Below are 18,025 nucleotides of genomic sequence, written 5' to 3' on the forward strand. Positions count from 1 at the left end.
GTCAGACCACCCTTTCCTTCGTGCGGACGAAGAGCCCGGCGGGACGCACCATCAAGATGGTGATGAGGATCAGGAACACCGTGAGGTTGGCGAACTCACCACCGAGGTAGCGCGAGGCGTAGGCCTCGGCGAGCCCGACCAGCGTGCCGCCGACGAGCGTGCCCGGCATCGAGCCGAAGCCGCCGATGGCCAGCACCACGAAGCCCTTGAGCGCGAGCGCCGCGCCGAGCGTGGAGACGGCGAAGGTCTTGGACCCGACGAACATGCCCGCGAAGCCGGCGAGCGCGCCCGCCGCCACGAAGGCCATGAAGGCCATCCGGCGCACGTTCACGCCCCGGAGCAGGGCGGCCTCGCGGTCCTCGGCCATGCCGAGCAGGGCGAGGCCGGTGAGCGAGCGGCGGCTGTAGACGCCGAGCGCGACGACGAGCAGCACGGCCAGCACGATCAAGAACAGCTCGACCGGGTAGGCCCGGCCGCCGAGCAGGGTGATGGCCTCGTCCCCACCGAAGAAGGGGACGGTCAGGGGCTGGGTGCCCCAGGTCAGCTGGGCGATGCCGTCGAGCAGGATCGAGGCACCGAGCGTGGTGACCAGGATGTTGTGCATGTCGCCGACCGGACGGATCGCGATCCGCTCCTCGATCGCGGCGACCACCGCGACGGCCGCTGCCGCCATCGCGACCACGACGACGGCCGGCAGGTCCCAGGTCACGAGACCGGTGTAGGCCACGAACGCGCCGACCATGGTCAGCTGCGCGTGGGCGAAGTTGAAGGTCTTCGAGGAGATGAAGACGATGTTGTAGCCGATGGCGACGATCGCGTAGATCGCCCCCAGGGACAGGCCACCCCAGATCAGAGTCACGGTGATTCCCTCAGGTCGTACGGCGAACGCCGGCGGGATGGGGGAGCCCCACCCCGCCGGCGTCAGCGCATCAGTGGAACTGGCCGTCCTTGATCGGGCCGGGGGCGATGAAGGTGAACTCCTCCGGACCCGGCTGGGCCGAGTGCTTGTCAGCGGTGAAGCGGTAGGTACCGATGACCGCGGTGTCGGCCGCCTCCTGGACCTTGGGGTCGAGCAGCGCCTCGGCGAGCTTCTTCGGGTCGGTCGAGCCGGCCTCCTCGGCAGCGGCCTGGACCAGGGCGAGGGCGTCGTTGTTGTAGGCCAGGATCAGGGTCGACTTGATCGCGTCGATCTCCTTCATCCGGGCGACCAGGTCGACGACGGCGGTGTCGGCCGCGTCGTACGCCGTGCTGGTGTAGACCTGCATCACCAGGTTCTCGGTGGCCGGGGTGCCGAGGACGCCCGACGGCGGCTCGGTCGAGATCAGGCTGGTCGCGGCGACCGAGGTGTTGCCGACGATCGGCACCTTCCAGCCGAGCTTCTCGATGCCCTTGAGGACGTAGCCGAGCGGGGCGCCGTACGCGTCGAGCACGAGGGCGTCGGGGTTCTTGGCGCGGATCGCCTCCAGCTGGGCGGTCATGTCGAGCGCGGCGACGTCGTACTCCTCGTTGGCGACGACGTCGAGGCCGGCGCCGTCGAGGGTCTTCTCGGCCGCGGCGCCGTAGACCTCGCCGTAGGAGCTGGAGCCGTGCAGGATGCCGACCTTGCTGTAGCCCTTCTCCTCGAAGTACGGCGGGAACGCGTCGAGCTGGTCCTGGGCGCCGGCCGAGATGTCGAAGTTCAACGGGTTGGCCTTCGGGTCCGCGGAGGTCGCCGTCGGGCCGATGTTGAAGGACAGGATGCTGTTCTGCTTGAGGATCGGCAGGGTCGCGTCGGCGACCGTCGACGGGCCCGAGTTGAGGACCAGGTCGGGCTTGCCCTTGGCGATCGCCTCGCGCAGCTTGGTGACGGCGACGGTCGGGTCGGCCTGGTCGTCGAGGACCTCGAGCTTGACCTTCCTGCCGTCGATGCCGCCGTTGGCGTTGACGAGCGCGACGCCCGCCTTCGCCGACAGGACCGAGGTGGAGGCGTTGTCGGCGAGGGGTCCTTCGGCGGAGATGCCGCCGAGCACGAGGACGCGGTACTCACCGTCCTTGCTGGCGCTGCCGGAGTCCTCGCCGGCGCAACCCGCCGCGACGAGGGCCAGGGCGGCGAGTCCGCCGACCACCTTGAACAGACGTGTCTTCATCCCAGATTCCTTCTGATGACCATGGGCAGACCGGGCAGGCCCACCAGTACGACACGAGAAGCCGAGTCTCTCGCTATGACCTTCCGGGGTATTACGAATCGTCATAGTAGGTGACAAACCAAGCAAACGCTAGGGCAAGATGTGACTGTGCTCATGCCACGCCTGCCCCCGGTCGACCGGCTCGACCTCGACGACCTCGTCCATCGCTACGCCGTGCTCGTCGACCAACGCGCGTTCACGGCGGTCGGCGAGCTGTTCACGCCCGACGCGGAGCTGGTCCTGCCCGACCCGCCCACCTCCCTGCGCCCGACCGTCGAGGTGCGCGGTCGCGACGCGGTCATCGGCGCACTCGGCCGGCTCACCGGCTTCGCGGCGACCTTCCACGCGGTGGTGGGCCGCGTCGCGGACGCCGATCCCGGAGATCCCGACCGAGCGACCGGTCGGGTCGCCTGCGAGGCGCACCACGTGAGCGTGGACGAGGACGGCCGGGCCCGTGACCTGACCTGGTACCTGCACTACGACGACGCGTACGCGCGCATCGACGACCGCTGGCTGATCGCGCGCCGCGCGCTGAGCGTCGACGTGATCGCGACCGGACCGGTGCGGAAGGTCCGCGCAGACGGCTGAGCCCACCGGGCGCCGTCTCCTGGCACCCGGTGGGCTCACCGACCGATCGACCGCCGAAGCGGCTCGCGCCCTAGCCTGCCGCGAGGACCCCCGCGGCGATCTCGGAGCCGACCCTCACGGCACCGTCGACGTGCTGGAAGCCGTGGCCGGCGACGTCGCTGCTGCCGAACTCGATCGGGCCGACCGGCTGGCGCAGCACGTGGCCCCAGCGGGTGAGGCCGCCGAGGTCGAAGCTGGTGCCGTAGGCGCCGCCGGTGAGCTCCTGGTGCTGCCAGTCGCTCTCGACGTACGCGATCGGGTGACGGGCCTGCTCGCCGTAGTAGGTCGCGAGGGAGTCGAGGACCCGCTCGCGGCGCGCGTCCTCGCCCAGCGCACCGGCGGCGTCGGCGTTGACGTCGGAGACGAAGCCGACGATGACGCCGCGGGGCTCGCCCTCGGGGGTGTTGTCGTAGGCCTCGTGCACCAGCTCGTAGGGGCCGAAGGCGGTGCCGTCGAGGCCGGCCTCGCGCCAGAACGGGGTCTCGTACATCGCCTGCACCTTGATCACGAGCCCGAAGGACTGGTGCTCACGCGCGATCCGGTGCTCGGCGGGGAGCTCGGGGGTGAACCGGACGCGGCGCACGACGGTCGGGGGTACGGCGACCACGAGCCGGCGAGCGGCGTGCTGCTCGTCACCGACGTGGACGACGACGCCGTCCTCGTCCCACTCGACGTGGGTGACGTCCTGACCGAGGCGGACCCGGTCGCCGAGCCGCTGGGCCAGCTCGAGCGGGACCGACTGGAGACCGCCGACGACGCGGCGGTCGAGGATGACGTCGGCGTCGAGCAGGTTGCTGAACGAGCCGGCGCTCGCGGCCATCTGCACCGCCTGCAGCGCGGAGAACGCGTGGGCGGGCTTGGTCAGCATCGCCGGGCCGAGGTACAGCGCGACGTTGTCGCGGGCCTCGGCGTCGTCGCACTGCTCCTCGAGCCAGGTGCGCAGCGAGATGCTGTCGAGGTGGCGGGCGTCGTCGAGCTCCCAGGGCCGGGCCGGGTCCATCGCGGCGGCGAGCTCGTCGAGCTTCTTGGTGAGCTCGACGATCGCGGCGTTGGTGGCCGCCGAGACCGGCAGCTCCTCGGCGAAGCGGCGCGCGACGCGGTCGCGGCCGACGTACAGCGAGTCGCCGTCGCGGTGGCGGGAGTACATGGCCAGGCCGAGCTCGTCGACCAGCGCGATGAGCGCGTCCTGGTCGGGCGAGACCCACTGGCCGCCGATCTCGAACAGGGCGGGCTCACCCGCCTGGTCGGTCAGGTCGGTGCGCAGGCGACCGCCGACCCGGTCGCGGGCCTCGAGCACCAGCACGTCCCGGCCGGCCTCGGCCAGGCGCCAGGCGGCGGTCAGGCCGGTCACGCCGGCGCCGATCACGATCACGTCGTGGTGGGTCATCTCAGATCTCCTGGAGGGCGGGCTCGTCGGTCGGGTCGATGACGACGAAGCGCTCGTCGGGCCGGCGGGCGAGGTAGGTGAGGTAGTAGACGAGGGCCGCGGCGAGGATGCCGCCGGTGATGGCGAGGTCCACGGGGTCGGCGCCCACGAGGGCGTAGCCGACCGCCAGCACGACGAGCAGCGGCGGCAGCGGCCACAGCGGCATCCGCCAGCCCGGGGCGGTGCTCATCCGGCGCACCTTGATCGCCGCGATCGCGAGCGCGACGTACATCGCCGAGATGACCACCGAGGTGATGCCCAGCAGGGCCTCGATGTCGACGGCCCACGCGAGGACGGCACCCGGGATGCCGATGACGAGGGTGGCGACCCACGGGGCGCCGTAGCGCGGGCCGAGGAGGCTGAGCGCACGGTTGACCGCCGGCGGCCAGGCGCGGTCGCGGCCGGAGGCGTAGACCACGCGGCTGTTCTGCAGCACCATCACGATGGCGGCGTTGAGGATGGCGATCGCGATGCCGAGGTTGACCGCGACGGCGGTGGCGTCGCCGCCCCAGGCCCGGACGAACTCGGAGAAGTCGCCGGTCGCGAGGGCACCGAGGTCGTCGACGGCCAGCACGGTGGTGACGGTCGGGACCAGGATCACCAGGCCGCCGAGGCCGAGCGACCAGAACACGACGCGGGCCACGTTGCGGCGGGGCTCGACGACCTCCTCGGCCAGGTAGGCCGCCGTACCGAAGCCGCTGACGACGAAGACGCCGACGGTCAGCCCGGAGACCAGCAGGGCCGCGGTGAACGGCTCGAGACCGCTGTCGCCGAGGACGTGCGCGCTCAGCAGCTCGCCCGGACCGCGCTGGACGTGCGCGGCACCGAGCAGCGCGACGACGGCCGCCGCCACGATCTCGAGCAGCAGGAAGATGCCGGTGACCAGCGCGTTGGCGCGGATGTCGAGCAGGGCGATGCCGGTGGCGACGAGCATGACGACGGCACCGGTGGCCGCGCGGTCGAGACTGACCAGGTCCGAGAGGTAGTCGGCGGTGCCGAGCGCGATGACGGGCGGGATCACCCAGAGCAGCACGCCGGACAGGGCGAAGGTCAGCCAGCCGGCGCACCGGCCGAGGGTGTGGGTGACCATCGCGTACTCACCGCCGGCGCTGGCGACGCGGGTGCCGAGCTCGGCGTAGCAGGCGCCGACCGCGACCGAGATCAGGATGCCGGCGAGGATCGTGAGGACCACGCCGCTGCCCTGGCTGGCCATCATCTCGGGAACGATGATGAACAGGCTCGAGGCCGGCGTGATGCACGAGAGCACCAGCAGCACGGCGCCGGCCGGGCCCAGCACACGGGCCAGCCCTCCCCCGTGTCCCTCGGTTCCCTCGTGCCCGTCGGCAGGCGCGGTCCCCGCCGCCCTCGCGGTGATGGTTTCGGTCATTCCCGGACTCCTCGGCAGTGCCTCTCGACGTACTTTGAACGCCGTACAAAAGTTTGAACGACATTCAAAGTGACGTACGACACGGCCCCGCGTCAAGACCCCGGCGCGATTTGTCCAGGGGACCACTGATCGATGGCGACGTCGCGAGCGTCGCGAGGCGCGTGCGGCGGCAAGGCGCAGGCGCGAAGCCATGCTGGGCGCACGTCGAGCGTCTGCAACGCCGCCGGCGCGCGTGCATCGCGGGGCGCAGCAGGCGCGATCGATCAGTGGTTCCCTAAGGTGTGGGCGTGGCACGCACCCGATCGAACCGGCGCCTGGACCGGCCCCGCGAGCAGGTGCTCGCCACGACCCTCGAGATGATCGCCGAGCAGGGACTGGGCAAGGTCACCATCGCCTCGCTGGCCGCCCGGCTGGAGACCAGCGGCGGCCACCTCCTCTACTACTTCGGCACCCGCAACGGCCTGCTCCTGGAGACGCTGCGCTGGAGCGAGAGCCAGTACGCCGAGCAGCGGGCCCCCCTCGTCGAGCGGGCCGCCGCCGGCACCGGCGACCTCGCCACCGTGCTCGAGTTCGCCGGGGTCTTCCTGCCGGTCGACGAGCGCGACCCGCGGTGGATGCTGTGGTTGGAGCTGTGGGCGCGGGCGCCGTACGACGCCGAGCTGGCGGCCGCCCAGCGCGAGCTCGACGACCACTGGCACCACGACCTGGTCGCGGTGCTGCGCGCCTGCCTGCCCGGGGTCGCCGACGCGGAGGGACTCTCGGCCCGGCTCCGCGCGATGTGGGACGGCTTCGCGATCGCGATCGTCAACGGCGGCGGCACCGCCCAGCGCGAGGTCGCGATCGGGCACACCCGCGCGAGCCTCGTCCCCGCCTGATCGCACCGATCCCGTCCAGCGGGACCGACCGGCCCTCCCCCGGCCGGCCTCACCACAGTGAGGCCACCAACGACCAGGGAGGTTCCCCATGAGCAGGGCCCACGACGTCTTCTCCGGCCGCACCGCGGTGATCACCGGTGCCGGCAGCGGCATCGGCAAGGGGCTCGCGCAGCACGCCGCGTCGCTCGGCATGAACCTCGTGCTCGCGGACATCGACGAGGCCCGGCTCGCGGCCGTCGCCGCCGATCTGCCGGGCGAGGTGCTGACCGTGGTCACGAACGTCGCCGACGCCGACGCCGTGGAACGCCTCGCGGAGGCCGCCTTCGAGCGCTTCGGCAGTGTCGAGCTGGTCGTCAACAACGCCGGGGTGATGCGGATCGGCTACTCGTGGGCGATCTCCGCCGACGACTGGGACACGGCCATCGACGTCAACCTGCGCGGCGTCGTCAACGGCATCCGCGCCTTCGTCCCGCGCCTGGTCGCCCAGGGCACCGCGGCCCACGTCGTCAACGTCTCCTCGGTCGGCGGCTTCCTGCCCAGCCCGATGATGGCGCCGTACACCGCCACCAAGTTCGCCGTCCTCGGCCTCACCGAGTCACTGGCCATGGAGCTGCAGATGGCGCAGTCGCCGGTCAGGGTCTCCGTGGTCACCCCCGGCCCGGTCCGCAGCGAGATCTTCGCCCAGGCGCCCGACACCGAGGACCCCGCCCTGCTCGGCTTCCACCAGTACCTCGCCCAGCAGAACCTCGACGAGGGCATCCCCGGCGAGCAGTACGCCGAGATCGTGCTCGAGGCCGTCGCCGCCGGCGAGTACTGGGTGATCACGCACCCCGCGTTCACCGACGCGGGCCTCGCCGCGCGGGCGGAGATGATCCAGAACCGGACGGCTCCCTCGATCGCACTGGGCTAGCAGGCGCCGGCCCTCACCCGAACCGGGTCCACTGCTCCAGCACGACCAGCGTCTTCGTGCTCGCGACCGCGCGTCCCGAGCGCAGGATGCCGACCACCCGGCGCAGGTCCTCCACCCCGTCGACCCGGATCCGCACGAGCGCGTCCGGGTCGCCGGCGAGGGTGAGGACCTCCTCGACCTCGGGGACCTGCGCGACGAACTCCATGATCTGGGCCAGGTCGAGGTCGTCGCCGAAGTGGAGCTCGGTCATCGCCTCGATGCCGGTCGCGATCCGGCCGTGGTTGATCTTGACCGTGTAGCGCTCGATCACGCCGAGCTTCTCCAGCCGCGCGATCCGGCGCTGGACCGGCGCGACGGTGAGGCCGACGGCGGTCGCGATCTCGCGCAGCGGGCGGCGCGCGTTCTCGCGCAGCAGGTCGAGGATCGCACGGTCGGTGGCATCGAGGACGGCAGCATCGCTCACGCAACGAAATCTACTCCTGGCGAGGCCTTTGTTGCGTGTGGCGCCGGTCCTTCGCCGCACGGATTGCGGATCGACGCCAAAGCGGGCGACAAGCCTTGTGACCCGGCCCACCAGGCCCCAGGCTCGTGCGCATGACCCTCACCGCGGCCCCCACCGAACCCGTCGACCTGGTCTTCGAGCGCACCGACGAGCTCGGCTCCGCCGGCCACGAGCAGGTCGTGTTCTGCCGCGACGAGGCCACCGGCCTGCGCGCGATCATCGCGATCCACGACACGCGGCTGGGCCCGGCGCTCGGCGGCACCCGGTTCTACCCCTACGCCAGCGAGGCCGAGGCGCTCACCGACGTGCTGCGCCTCTCGCAGGGCATGACCCACAAGGCGGCCGCCGCGGGCATCGCCCTCGGCGGCGGCAAGGCCGTCATCATCGGCGACCCCGACTCGATCAAGACGCCGGAGCTGATGGCGGCGTACGGTCGGTTCGTGGACACGCTCTCCGGGCGCTACTTCACCGCCGCCGACGTGGGTACGACGGCACAGGACCTCGACGCGGTCGCCACCGCCACGCGGTACGTCGTCGGCCACAACGGCGGCTCGGGCGACAGCGGCTTCTCCACCGCGTACGGCGTGTTCAGCGCGATGAGGGCGACCGCGGAGCACCGCTGGGGTCCCGACGGCCTCAAGGGCAGGTCGGTCGGCGTCGAGGGCATCGGCAAGGTCGGCACCCATTTGGTCGCGCTGCTCCTCGAGGAGGGCGCGGAGGTCGTCGTGTCCGACGCGTCCGAGGCCGCCCTGGACCGCATCGTCGAGGCGCACCCGGCGGTGAGCACGCGCGCCACCGTCCTCGACGCCCCGGTCGACGTCTACGCCCCGTGCGCGCTCGGCGCGACGCTGACCCCGGGCTCGGTCGACGCGATCCGCGCGAGCATCGTCTGCGGCGCCGCCAACAACCAGCTCCTCGACTCGTCGGTCGCGCCGCTGCTCCAGCAGCGCGGCATCACCTGGGTGCCCGACTACGTCGCCAACGCCGGTGGCCTGATCCAGGTCGGCGGCGAGATCTGGGAGCGCGCGCCCGAGGAGGTCCGCGGCGACGTCGCCGCGATCGCGACCACCGTGCGCGCCATCCTCACCCGCTCCGACGAGAGCGGCCGGCTGCCCAGCGAGGTCGCCGCCGAGATCGTCGCCGAACGCCTCGCCGCGGCGCCCGCCCGCGGCACCACCACCGAGGGGGTCCGCGCATGACCGAGCTGCTCGACCGACCGGCCGGCGAGCCGGCTGCGCCGTACGACCTCGACGACCGGTTCCGGGTCGACGCCCCGCCGACGCTGCTCACCGGCGTCCAGGCGATCGCCCGCCTCCTCGTCGAGCACCGCGCGCTCGACCGCCGCCGCGGCCTCAACACCGCGACCTTCGTGTCCGGCTACCAGGGCAGCCCGCTCGGCGGCCTGGACCGGATGCTCGCCGGCATGCAGGACGTGCTCGACGAGAACGCCATCCGTTTCGTGCCCGGCCTCAACGAGGAGCTCGCCGCCACCGCCGTGTGGGGCAGCCAGGTCGACCTGCCGCTCGGCACGAGCAAGTACGACGGCGTGACCGGCTTCTGGTACGGCAAGGGCCCCGGCGTCGACCGGGCGACCGACGCCCTGCGCCACGCCAACATGTACGGCGTCAACCGCCGTGGCGGCGCCGTCCTGCTCGTCGGCGACGACCCGGCGTCGAAGTCGTCGACCGTGCCCGCCGTCAGCGAGCGGTCCCTGGCCGCGCTCGGCATCCCCGTGCTGTTCCCCCGCAACTCCACCGAGATCGTCACCCTGGGCCTGCACGCGATCGAGATGTCGCGCTCGACCGGCTGCGTGGTCGCACTCAAGATCGTCGCCGACGTCGCCGACGGCGCATGGGTCGTCGACAGCTCCGACGTCCACCTGACCCCGGTCACCCCGACGATCGACTGGAACGGCCACCCCTACGCCTACACGCAGAGCCCGATCGTGCTCCGCCCGGCGATGATCGTCGGCGCGGAGGCCGAGCTCGTCGGGCCGCGTACGGCGCTCGTCCACGAGTACTCCGCCCGCAACGGCCTCAACGTGGTCGAGGTCGACGCCCCCGGCGCCCGGCTCGGCCTGGTGGCCTCGGGCAGCTGCTACGACTCGCTGCGCCAGGCGCTCACCGACCTCGGCGTCACCGACGAGGCCCTCGTCGCGGCCGGCGTCCGGGTGATGCGGATGGGCATGATGAGCCCGGTCGAGCCCGAGGCCGTGCGCCGGTTCGCCGACGGGCTCGAGGAGATCGTGGTCGTCGAGGACAAGACCTCGTTCATGGAGATGCAGGTCCGCGACCTGCTCTACGGCAGCGCGAACGCGCCGCGGATCCTCGGCAAGCTGGACGCCGCCGGCCAGCGGCTGATCCCCGCCGACGGCGAGCTCACGGCAGGTCGGCTGCTCGCGCCGCTGCGCCACGCGCTCGAGGGCTGGCTGACCGTCGCCCCGCCGCAGCGCCCGCGCACCTCCCTGCCGCTGCTGCCGGTCAACCGGTCGGCGTACTTCTGCTCGGGCTGTCCGCACAACCGCTCCACCGTGCTGCCCGAGGGCTCCATGGGCGGCGGCGGCATCGGCTGCCACGCGATGGTCACCATCTCCGACCGCCCGGAGAGCGCCGTCACCGGCGTGACCCAGATGGGTGGCGAGGGTGCGCAGTGGATCGGGCAGGCGTGGTTCACCGACGCCGGTCACATCTTCCAGAACGTCGGCGACGGCACCTTCTTCCACTCCGCCCAGCTCGCCGTGCAGGCCTGCATCGCGGCGGGGGTCAACATCACCTACAAGCTGCTGTTCAACGAGGTCGTCGCGATGACCGGCGCCCAGGACGCCGAGGGCGCGCTGTCCGTCGCGCAGCTGACCCACAAGCTGAGCACCGAGGGCGTCGCGAAGATCATCGTCTGCGCCGACGACCCGGGCCGCCACCGCCGCCGCGACCTCGCGGCCGGCACCCTGCTGTGGGAGCGCGACCGCCTCGACGAGGCCCAGCGCATCCTGCGCGACACCCCGGGCGTGACCGTGCTGATCTACGACCAGCACTGCGCCGCCGACGCCCGCCGCCAGCGCAAGCGGGGCGGCCTTCCGGCCCGCACCCAGCGGGTCGTCATCAACGAGGCCGTGTGCGAGGGCTGCGGCGACTGCGGCGCCAAGAGCAACTGCCTGTCGGTGCAGCCGGTCGAGACCGAGTACGGCCGCAAGACCCGCATCGAGCAGACGTCGTGCAACACCGACTACAGCTGCCTCGACGGCGACTGCCCGTCGTTCGTCGTGGTCGAGACGGAGCCGCGCCGCAAGCGCAGGGCCTCCAGGGCGGGGAAGGCCGCGAAGGCCAAGCGCTCGTACCCGACGCCGCCGAGCGTCGCGGCCAGCACGGCCGACGAGCCGGTCACCGCGACCCAGAACGTCTTCATGGCGGGCATCGGCGGCACCGGCATCGTCACCGTCAACCAGGTGCTGGCCACGGCCGCCCTGCGTGCGGGGTACGCCGTCGAGTCGCTCGACCAGACCGGCCTGAGCCAGAAGGCCGGCCCGGTCACCGGTCACCTGCGGTTCGCCGCCGGCGACCTCGAGCCGGCCAACCGGCTCACGCCGGGCTCGGCCGACTGCTTCCTCGGCTTCGACCTGCTGACCCTCGCCGAGGACCGCAACCTGACGTACGGCGACCCGGAGACCACCCGCACGGTCGTCTCCACCAGCCGCACGGCGACCGGTGCGATGGTCCACGACCCGAAGGTGCAGCACCCCGACGAGGCCGGCCTGCTCGACCGGGTCCGCACCGCCAGCGTCGAGCTGTTCGACTTCGACGCCCTCGAGGCGGCCGACCGGATCTTCGGCAACACCGTCGCCGCGAACTTCCTGCTCGTCGGTGCCGCCCACCAGACCGGCGCGCTGCGGCTGCCCGCGGCAGCGATCGAGGAGGCCATCGAGATCAACGGAACCGCGGTCGCCGCCAACATCGCGGCCTTCCGCTGGGGCCGCGTCGCGGTCACCGACCCGGCCGCCTTCATGGCTGCCGGCGCCGCCGCCTCCCCTGCCCCGGTCCGCGCGCTCCCGGTGCCTGCGTCCGTCGCGGCAGCCGGCCTCGAGGGCGAGCTGCTCCGCCTGGTCAGCCAGCGGGCCGCCGACCTGGTCGCCTACCAGGACGAGAGGCTCGCCGACTCCTACGTCGCCCTGGTCGCCCAGGTCGCCGCCGCCGAGCGGGCCGCGACGTCGGAGACCCGGTTCAGCGAGGCCGTGGCACGCAACCTGTTCAAGCTGACGGCGTACAAGGACGAGTACGAGGTCGCCCGGCTCCTCACCGACCCGGCCTTCCTCGCCTCGACCGGTGACGCGTTCCCCGGCGGCACGATCGCCTTCAAGCTGCACCCGCCGGTGCTGCGCGCGATGGGCCGCAAGTCGAAGATCTCGTTCGGCCCGAGGTCGCACGGCTCGCTGCGTGCCCTGGCCCGGATGAAGTCGCTGCGCGGCACTCGTGCCGACGTGTTCGGCTACGCCCACCTGCGCAAGGTCGAGCGCGAGCTGCGCGACCACTACCGGACCCTGGTCACCGACCTGGCGTCCGAGCTGGGCGACGCGGCGTCGTACGACCGGGCGGTGCGGATCGCCGAGCTGCCCGACTTGGTCCGCGGCTACGAGAGCGTCAAGCTGCGCAACGTCGAGGAGTACGCCGCCGCGATGCGCGAGCTCGGTGTCACGCCGCCTGCTGTGTGAGTCGGGGACCGGCGGGGACGTCACGACCGCCGGGGTGAATCAACGCGAGGACGTCGGGTAACTCCGCTGCGGAGGGAGTGCACGGTCCGGGTCACGCACCTTGGTGCGGACGCGGTCCGGGCGCTCCCTCTGCTGGCCTCGGGGCCAGCCCGCCACCGTTGTCGACGTGCTCCCGCGTCGTGTCCCTGGGGGTTCCCACATGTCCCGTGCATCCCGCTCCGGCGCCCGCCTGCGCCTCGGCCTCCCTCTCCTGCTGCCCGTCGTGACGCTGGCCCTGACCGGACTCGCCGGTCCCGCCGTGGCCGACAAGGGCGGCGTGCCCAACGGCGCCGCGGCGGACGCGTCCCCGCCGGCAGACCCTGGCCCACCCGCGGACCACCGCCCTCCGCTGCCGGCCACGGCGAAGGTCCCCGACTCCGCCCCCGGGCGAGGTCTTCCCGGATCCGACGGCGTCCGACCGGCACCCGGCCCGCAGGGCCACCGTGCGCCGGACAGCCCGGTCACCGGCGCTCCCTCCACCGACGAACCCGGCCCGGGCGACGTCCCTCCCGCGCCCGGCGGCGCGACCGGCGCGGATCGGCAGCACCGGGTCGTCGTGTGCAAGTACGTCCGCAGGCCGGGGCTCGCGGAGGTGTACTCCCACCCGATCATCGTGGACTTCCACGCGCTGCTCGGGCAGGGCTTCGCCGGCGTCTTCCCCTACGCCTTCTCCGACGGACAGCTCGGCTCGGTCGCGATCCGCTGGGCCGAGCGGGGCGAGCGGGCCCGCGACGTCGCCGACAGCGAGTGCCCGACGAGCGGCGTGCCGACGTCCGAGCTGCCGCCCGACGCAGGGGTGCTGCCGGCCGCGCACGGGCAGGTGGCCGGCGTCGAGGAGGTGCAGCTCACTCCCGTGCGTGAGGCGCAGACGAGCATGGCCCGTGAGACCGGGCTGCCGCAGACCGGAGCACCCGCCGGGCTCGTCCTGCTGACCGTCGCGGGTGGGCTGCTGGTCGGCGGGGGTGGCGCGCTGGCCGCGGGAGCGGTCAGGAGACGGGTCGCCTCCTGACCGCTCGGGCGGGTGCGGGCTCGGCTCAGCCGATCTTGACCTTCGCGGTCTTCAGCGTCACCGGTGCGTAGCCGGGCAGCGTCCAGACCACGACGGCGCGGACCTTGGTGCCGCGGTACAGCTTGGTGTTGAGCTTGAGCGCCTTCTTGGTCGCGCCGGGGATCGGCTGCTTCCCGAGGAGCCACTGGATCTTCACCGTGGCACCGGCCGGCGCCGTCGTCGGCAGGACGACCTTGAGCTTCTTGCCGACCTTGGCCGTGCCGCTCAGCGTCGGCTTGCCACTCACCTGCAGCTTCCCGAGGACGACCGGCGCGGTCAGCGCGGACAGCGCCGGGACGCCGGTGAAGCCGGCCTTGACCGGGGTCACCTCGACCACGAGCGACCAGCCGACGACACCCGGCGGGACCACGAACGTCCTGCCCGTGCCGATCGGGGTCTTCGAGCCGACCTGGAACCACCGGTAGGTGAAGCTGTCCGGCGTCGTGGACCAGGTGCCGTCCTGCGCGGTCAGCGTCTGCCCGACCTGCGCCGTGCCGATGATGCCCGGCTTGCTCGTGGCCGTCACGGCGGTCGGCGGTACGACGGCGCCGGTGCCCACGGACTCCACCGAGCTGGGCGCGTAGCCGTCCACCGTGGCGGTGACCTCGACGGTGAGCGTCCTGCCCTCGGCGCTGGCCGGGACGACGAGCTGTTTGCCGGTGGCGTCCGGGATCGGCGTGCCGTCCTGGAACCACTGGTAGGCGAAGCCGTCCGCTGCCGGAGCCGGCGTCCAGGTGCCCGGGTTCGCCGTCAGCGTCTTGCCGACCTGGGCCGTCCCGCTCACCGACGGGGCGGTGTTGTTCACCAGGTCTCCGAGGGCGACCGCGCCGGAGGGCGCGGAGGTGGCGACCCCGTCGTGGTACGCCGGCGCCTTCGCGGTGACCTCGACGGTGAGGGCCCTGCCGGCGGCACCGGCCGGGACGCTGAGGTCCTTCCCGGTGCCGATCGGGGTCGCCGTGCCGGCCTGGAACCAGCGGTAGGTGTAGCTGTCCGGCGTCGCCGACCAGGTGCCGTTGCCGGCCGAGACCTGCTTGCCGACCTTGACGGTGCCGGTGATCGTCGGGGCGTCGTTGCTCGCCAGGTCGCCGAGGGCGACAGCAGCCGTCGGGTCGGAGGTCGCGGTGCCCTGCTGGTTGTAGCCGAGCTTCTGCGGCGTGACCTTCACGGTCAGCGTCTTGTCGAGCGCCGACGCGGGGACCACGAGGTGCTTGCCGGTGCCGAGCGAGTCCGGCGAGCCGGCCTGGAACCACTCGTACCTGTAGGAGCCCGGCATCGCCGACCAGGTGCCGTCGCTCGCCGTGACCGTGCCGCCGACCTTCACGTCACCGGTGATCGCCGGCTTGGTGATGTTGGTGAACGTGCCAGCGGCGACCGGGGCCGTCGGGTCCGAGACCACCGTGCTGTCGCCGTAGCCCGGCTTGGCTGCGGTCACCTCGACCGTGAGCGCCTTGCCGAGCGCACCGGCCGGGACCTCCAGCGTCTTGGCGGTACCGATCGGGTCGGCCTTGCCGGCCTGGAACCAGCGGTAGGTGAGTGTGGGGGTCGTCGGCGCGCCGGTCGCAGTCCAGCTGCCGTCGCTCGCCGTCACCGTGCCGCCGACCTTCACGTCACCGGTGATCGCCGGCTTGGCGGTGTTGTCGAGCCCGCCCGCAGCGACCGCGGCGGTCGGGTCCGAGGTGGCATTGGCGCTCGCGTGGCCGGCCTTGGTCGCCGTGACCTTGACCGTCAGCGTCTTGTTGAGCGCACCCACGGGGACCACGAGCTCCTTCCCGGTGCCGATGGCGCTCGGCGTACCGGACTGGAACCACTCGTAGGTGTAGGCGTCCGGGGTCGCCGACCAGGTGCCCTCGAGGGCCGTGACGGTGCTGCCGACGGTGGCGGCGCCGGAGATGCTCGGCTTGGCGGTGCTGGTGAGCACACCCTGGGTGACGACGGCCGACGGGCTGGAGGTCGCGACGCCGGTGGCGTACCCGGCCTTCGTCGCGGTGACCTCGACGGTCAGCGTCTTGCCGAGCGCGCCGGCGGGGACCACGAGGTCCTTGCCGGTGGCGTTCGCGATGAGCGTGCCGTCCTGGAACCAGCGGTAGGCGAACGCGTCCGGCGTCGCCGACCAGGTGCCGGGGTCGGCCGTGACGGTCTCGCCCACCTTCGGGTCGGCGTCCGGGATCGACGGGGCCGTGTCGCTGAACAGGGACAGGCCGAGCGTCGCGTCGACGTGCGGCTCGTCCGCGCCCGCGACCACGACGGTGTCGGCGTCGGCCAGGGTGTGGCTGTCGTCGTAGAACTCGTCGGTGAACGAGCCGTCCCACGAGGTGAAGCCGATCCGGTAGCTGCCGTCCGGGACCAGGGCGGCGTAGTTGCCGTGCCGGTCGGACCAGGTCCAGGCGACCTCGGTCCACTCGCCGCCGTCCTGGGCGTACACCGTGACGAAGGCGTCCTCGACCGGGACGTGTGCGTTGTCGGTGAGCGTGCCGGAGATCTTCGACCCCTCGGCGAGGGCGGCATCGATGTCGGGCGTGACGGTGGCCGGGCCGGCGATCGTGACGCCGACGCCCTGCTCCGGGGTCGCCGCGTCGTCGTAGAACTCGCTCAGGTAGCGGCACCCCGCGCCCCAGCAGTCCTCGGAGAAGCCGACCCGGTGGGTGCCCGGAGGCGCGTACAGCGTGTAGTCGCCGTTGGCGTCGGTGGTCGCGAAGCCGACCGGGCTCCAGTCGGTGTAGGTCTCACCGTCGTACTCGTAGGTCTCCTCGTCGAGGGCGACGACCTGGATGTCGGCGAGCGGAGCGCCGCCGTCCTCGGCAGTCACGGTGCCGGTGATCTTGCCGTTCTTCGCGAGCGTTGCGTTGAACCCGGGGTACGACGCCGGCGCGGTCACCGCCACGTTGGCGGCCGCCTCGACCGTGGCCACGTTGTTCCAGTACTCCCGCTGGTACAGGTCCGTGCAGGGCTCGCCGCCGGGGCAGCCGTCGTCGAACGAGACCCGGTAGCTGCCGGTGGGCACGTAGAGGGTGTAGGCGCCGGCGTCGTCGGCGTCGGCCCAGGCGACGGGCTCCCAGTAGGTGTAGGTCTCGCCCTCGTAGAACTCGGTGACCTTCTTCCACGCCGCGACCTCGGCGTGTGCGATCGCCGCGCCGCCGTCCTCGGCGGTGACGGTGCCGGTGATCCTGGCGTTCTTCGACAGGGCGCCGCTGATGCCGGTCACCGTCCCGCTGTTGGGGACCGTGACGTCGGTGGCGGTCTCGACGGTGTCCTTGTTGTTCCAGAACTCGGGCTTGTAGACCGCGCTGCAGGGGCCGTCGTCGGTGCAGGCGTTGTCGAACTGGACCCGGTAGGTGCCGGGGGCCAGGTAGAGCTCGTAGGTGCCGGATGCGTCGGCAACGGCGCCGCGGGTCGGCTCCCACTCCGCGGTGCCGTCGTACTGGACCTGCTGGTAGGCCGTGACCTGCGCGCCGGGGATCGCGGCACCGCCGACCTCGGCGGTGACCTTGCCGGTCACCTTGGCGTTGGGGACCATCTTGACGTTGATGCCGGTGCGGCCCGCGGACGTCAGCACCACGTTGGTGCCGGTCTCGACGGTCGAGGCGTTGGCGTAGTAGACCTCGCGCAGGTGGTTGTCGGGGACCGAGAAGCCGACCCGGTAGGTGCCCGGCGCGGCATACACCGTGTAGGTGCCGTTGCTGCCCGTGGTCGCCCAGCCGGCGCAGTCCCACCAGGTGTCGCCGTCGTAGGTGACCTGCTGGTAGAGGCAGACCTCGGCGTCCGGCACCGCGGCGTTCAGCAGGCCGGTGCCGACGCGGCCCTTGACCGCGGCGTTCGGGGCCATCACGAGGTCGACGTCCCCGACCGGCGGGACCAGGTCAGCGGCGTTGACCTCGTCGGTGCCGCCGAAGAAGGTGGCGGCGTACCGGTTGTCGTCGCTGTAGGCGCCGACGTGGTAGGTGTCCGCCGGGAGGTCGAAGCTGTACGCGCCGCCCGGCCCGCTGATGGTGTCGTCACACCAGTACCAGTCGCCGTCCTCGTTGCAGAACGCCACGACGGTCATGCCGGCCAGTGGCGTGCCGGTGCCGGCCGCGGTGACGGTGCCGCTGATGCTGCCCGCCGCGGCGTTCGCGACCGGCGCCGTGGCGGTGGTCAGCGCGACCAGGCCGACGAGGGCCAGCGCGGTGGTCAGCACCGCGGTGAGCAGGCGGACCACCGGTCCGCGGGCGTGCGCCTCCATCAATCGACTCCCCATAGTCGTGTGCGCCGCACGTCCCGGAGACCTGCGGCTGCTCGGCGGAGGTTAACCAGCGCGAGCAGCCCGTGTCCGGCGATCCGCAGAAGTTGTGCAGACCGGTCTCAAAT

12 protein-coding genes are annotated in these 18,025 nt (G+C 72.3%); 6 read left to right on the forward strand and 6 right to left on the reverse strand.

The features are described 5' to 3' along the window. Position 1: 1 nt before the first annotated feature. On the reverse strand, positions 2 to 859 hold the full coding sequence (locus BJ958_RS18125; RefSeq protein WP_179728293.1) for an ABC transporter permease subunit: 858 nt from the start codon (positions 857 to 859) through the stop codon (positions 2 to 4). Between the two features lie 70 nt (positions 860 to 929). Further along, positions 930 to 2,126 (reverse strand): ABC transporter substrate-binding protein, encoded by a 1,197-nt coding sequence (locus tag BJ958_RS18130; RefSeq protein WP_179728294.1) that lies wholly within the window; start codon positions 2,124 to 2,126, stop codon positions 930 to 932. A gap of 153 nt (positions 2,127 to 2,279) precedes the next feature. On the opposite strand from BJ958_RS18130, the gene BJ958_RS18135 reads away from it, so the two are divergent. Further along, on the forward strand, positions 2,280 to 2,753 hold the full coding sequence (locus BJ958_RS18135; RefSeq protein WP_179728295.1) for a nuclear transport factor 2 family protein: 474 nt from the start codon (positions 2,280 to 2,282) through the stop codon (positions 2,751 to 2,753). A 70-nt stretch (positions 2,754 to 2,823) separates the two neighbouring features. On the opposite strand, the gene BJ958_RS18140 is transcribed toward BJ958_RS18135, so the two are convergent. Then, positions 2,824 to 4,179, reverse strand: a complete 1,356-nt coding sequence (locus BJ958_RS18140; protein WP_179728296.1) for a flavin monoamine oxidase family protein — start codon at positions 4,177 to 4,179, stop codon at positions 2,824 to 2,826. Between the two features lies 1 nt (position 4,180). After that, positions 4,181 to 5,605 (reverse strand): APC family permease, encoded by a 1,425-nt coding sequence (locus BJ958_RS18145; RefSeq protein WP_179728297.1) that lies wholly within the window; start codon positions 5,603 to 5,605, stop codon positions 4,181 to 4,183. 287 nt (positions 5,606 to 5,892) lie between these two features. On the opposite strand from BJ958_RS18145, the gene BJ958_RS18150 reads away from it, so the two are divergent. Then, positions 5,893 to 6,480: a TetR family transcriptional regulator C-terminal domain-containing protein gene (locus BJ958_RS18150; RefSeq protein ID WP_179728298.1), complete on the forward strand. Its 588-nt coding sequence runs from the start codon at positions 5,893 to 5,895 to the stop codon at positions 6,478 to 6,480. 88 nt (positions 6,481 to 6,568) lie between these two features. Further along, on the forward strand, positions 6,569 to 7,390 hold the full coding sequence (locus BJ958_RS18155) for an SDR family oxidoreductase (protein ID WP_179728299.1): 822 nt from the start codon (positions 6,569 to 6,571) through the stop codon (positions 7,388 to 7,390). Between the two features lie 13 nt (positions 7,391 to 7,403). Here the strand turns inward: BJ958_RS18155 and BJ958_RS18160 are convergent, their stop codons facing one another. Continuing rightward, positions 7,404 to 7,853, reverse strand: coding sequence for an AsnC family transcriptional regulator (locus BJ958_RS18160; protein WP_179728300.1), 450 nt, complete (start codon positions 7,851 to 7,853; stop codon positions 7,404 to 7,406). Positions 7,854 to 7,984: 131 nt separating this feature from the next. Between BJ958_RS18160 and BJ958_RS18165 the strand changes: the two genes are divergently transcribed. From BJ958_RS18165 to BJ958_RS18175, 3 genes are all read left to right on the forward strand, one after another. Then, the gene (locus tag BJ958_RS18165) at positions 7,985 to 9,091 is read left to right on the forward strand and encodes a Leu/Phe/Val dehydrogenase (protein ID WP_179728301.1); all 1,107 of its coding nucleotides are present in this window, start codon (positions 7,985 to 7,987) and stop codon (positions 9,089 to 9,091) included. Further along, positions 9,088 to 12,594 carry an indolepyruvate ferredoxin oxidoreductase family protein gene (locus BJ958_RS18170; RefSeq protein ID WP_179728302.1) on the forward strand — a complete coding sequence of 1,169 codons (3,507 nt, stop codon included), beginning with the start codon at positions 9,088 to 9,090 and terminating at the stop codon, positions 12,592 to 12,594. Before BJ958_RS18165 ends, BJ958_RS18170 begins: the two co-directional genes overlap by 4 nt. Positions 12,595 to 12,793: 199 nt before the next feature. Beyond that, positions 12,794 to 13,642: a hypothetical protein gene (locus BJ958_RS18175; protein WP_179728303.1), complete on the forward strand. Its 849-nt coding sequence runs from the start codon at positions 12,794 to 12,796 to the stop codon at positions 13,640 to 13,642. A 25-nt stretch (positions 13,643 to 13,667) separates the two neighbouring features. On the opposite strand, the gene BJ958_RS18180 is transcribed toward BJ958_RS18175, so the two are convergent. After that, the gene (locus BJ958_RS18180) at positions 13,668 to 17,900 is read right to left on the reverse strand and encodes a peptidase associated/transthyretin-like domain-containing protein (protein ID WP_179728304.1); all 4,233 of its coding nucleotides are present in this window, start codon (positions 17,898 to 17,900) and stop codon (positions 13,668 to 13,670) included. Between the last annotated feature and the right edge of the window lie 125 nt (positions 17,901 to 18,025).

Origin of the sequence: Nocardioides kongjuensis (genome assembly GCF_013409625.1) — a bacterium.
Taxonomy (GTDB): domain Bacteria; phylum Actinomycetota; class Actinomycetes; order Propionibacteriales; family Nocardioidaceae; genus Nocardioides; species Nocardioides kongjuensis.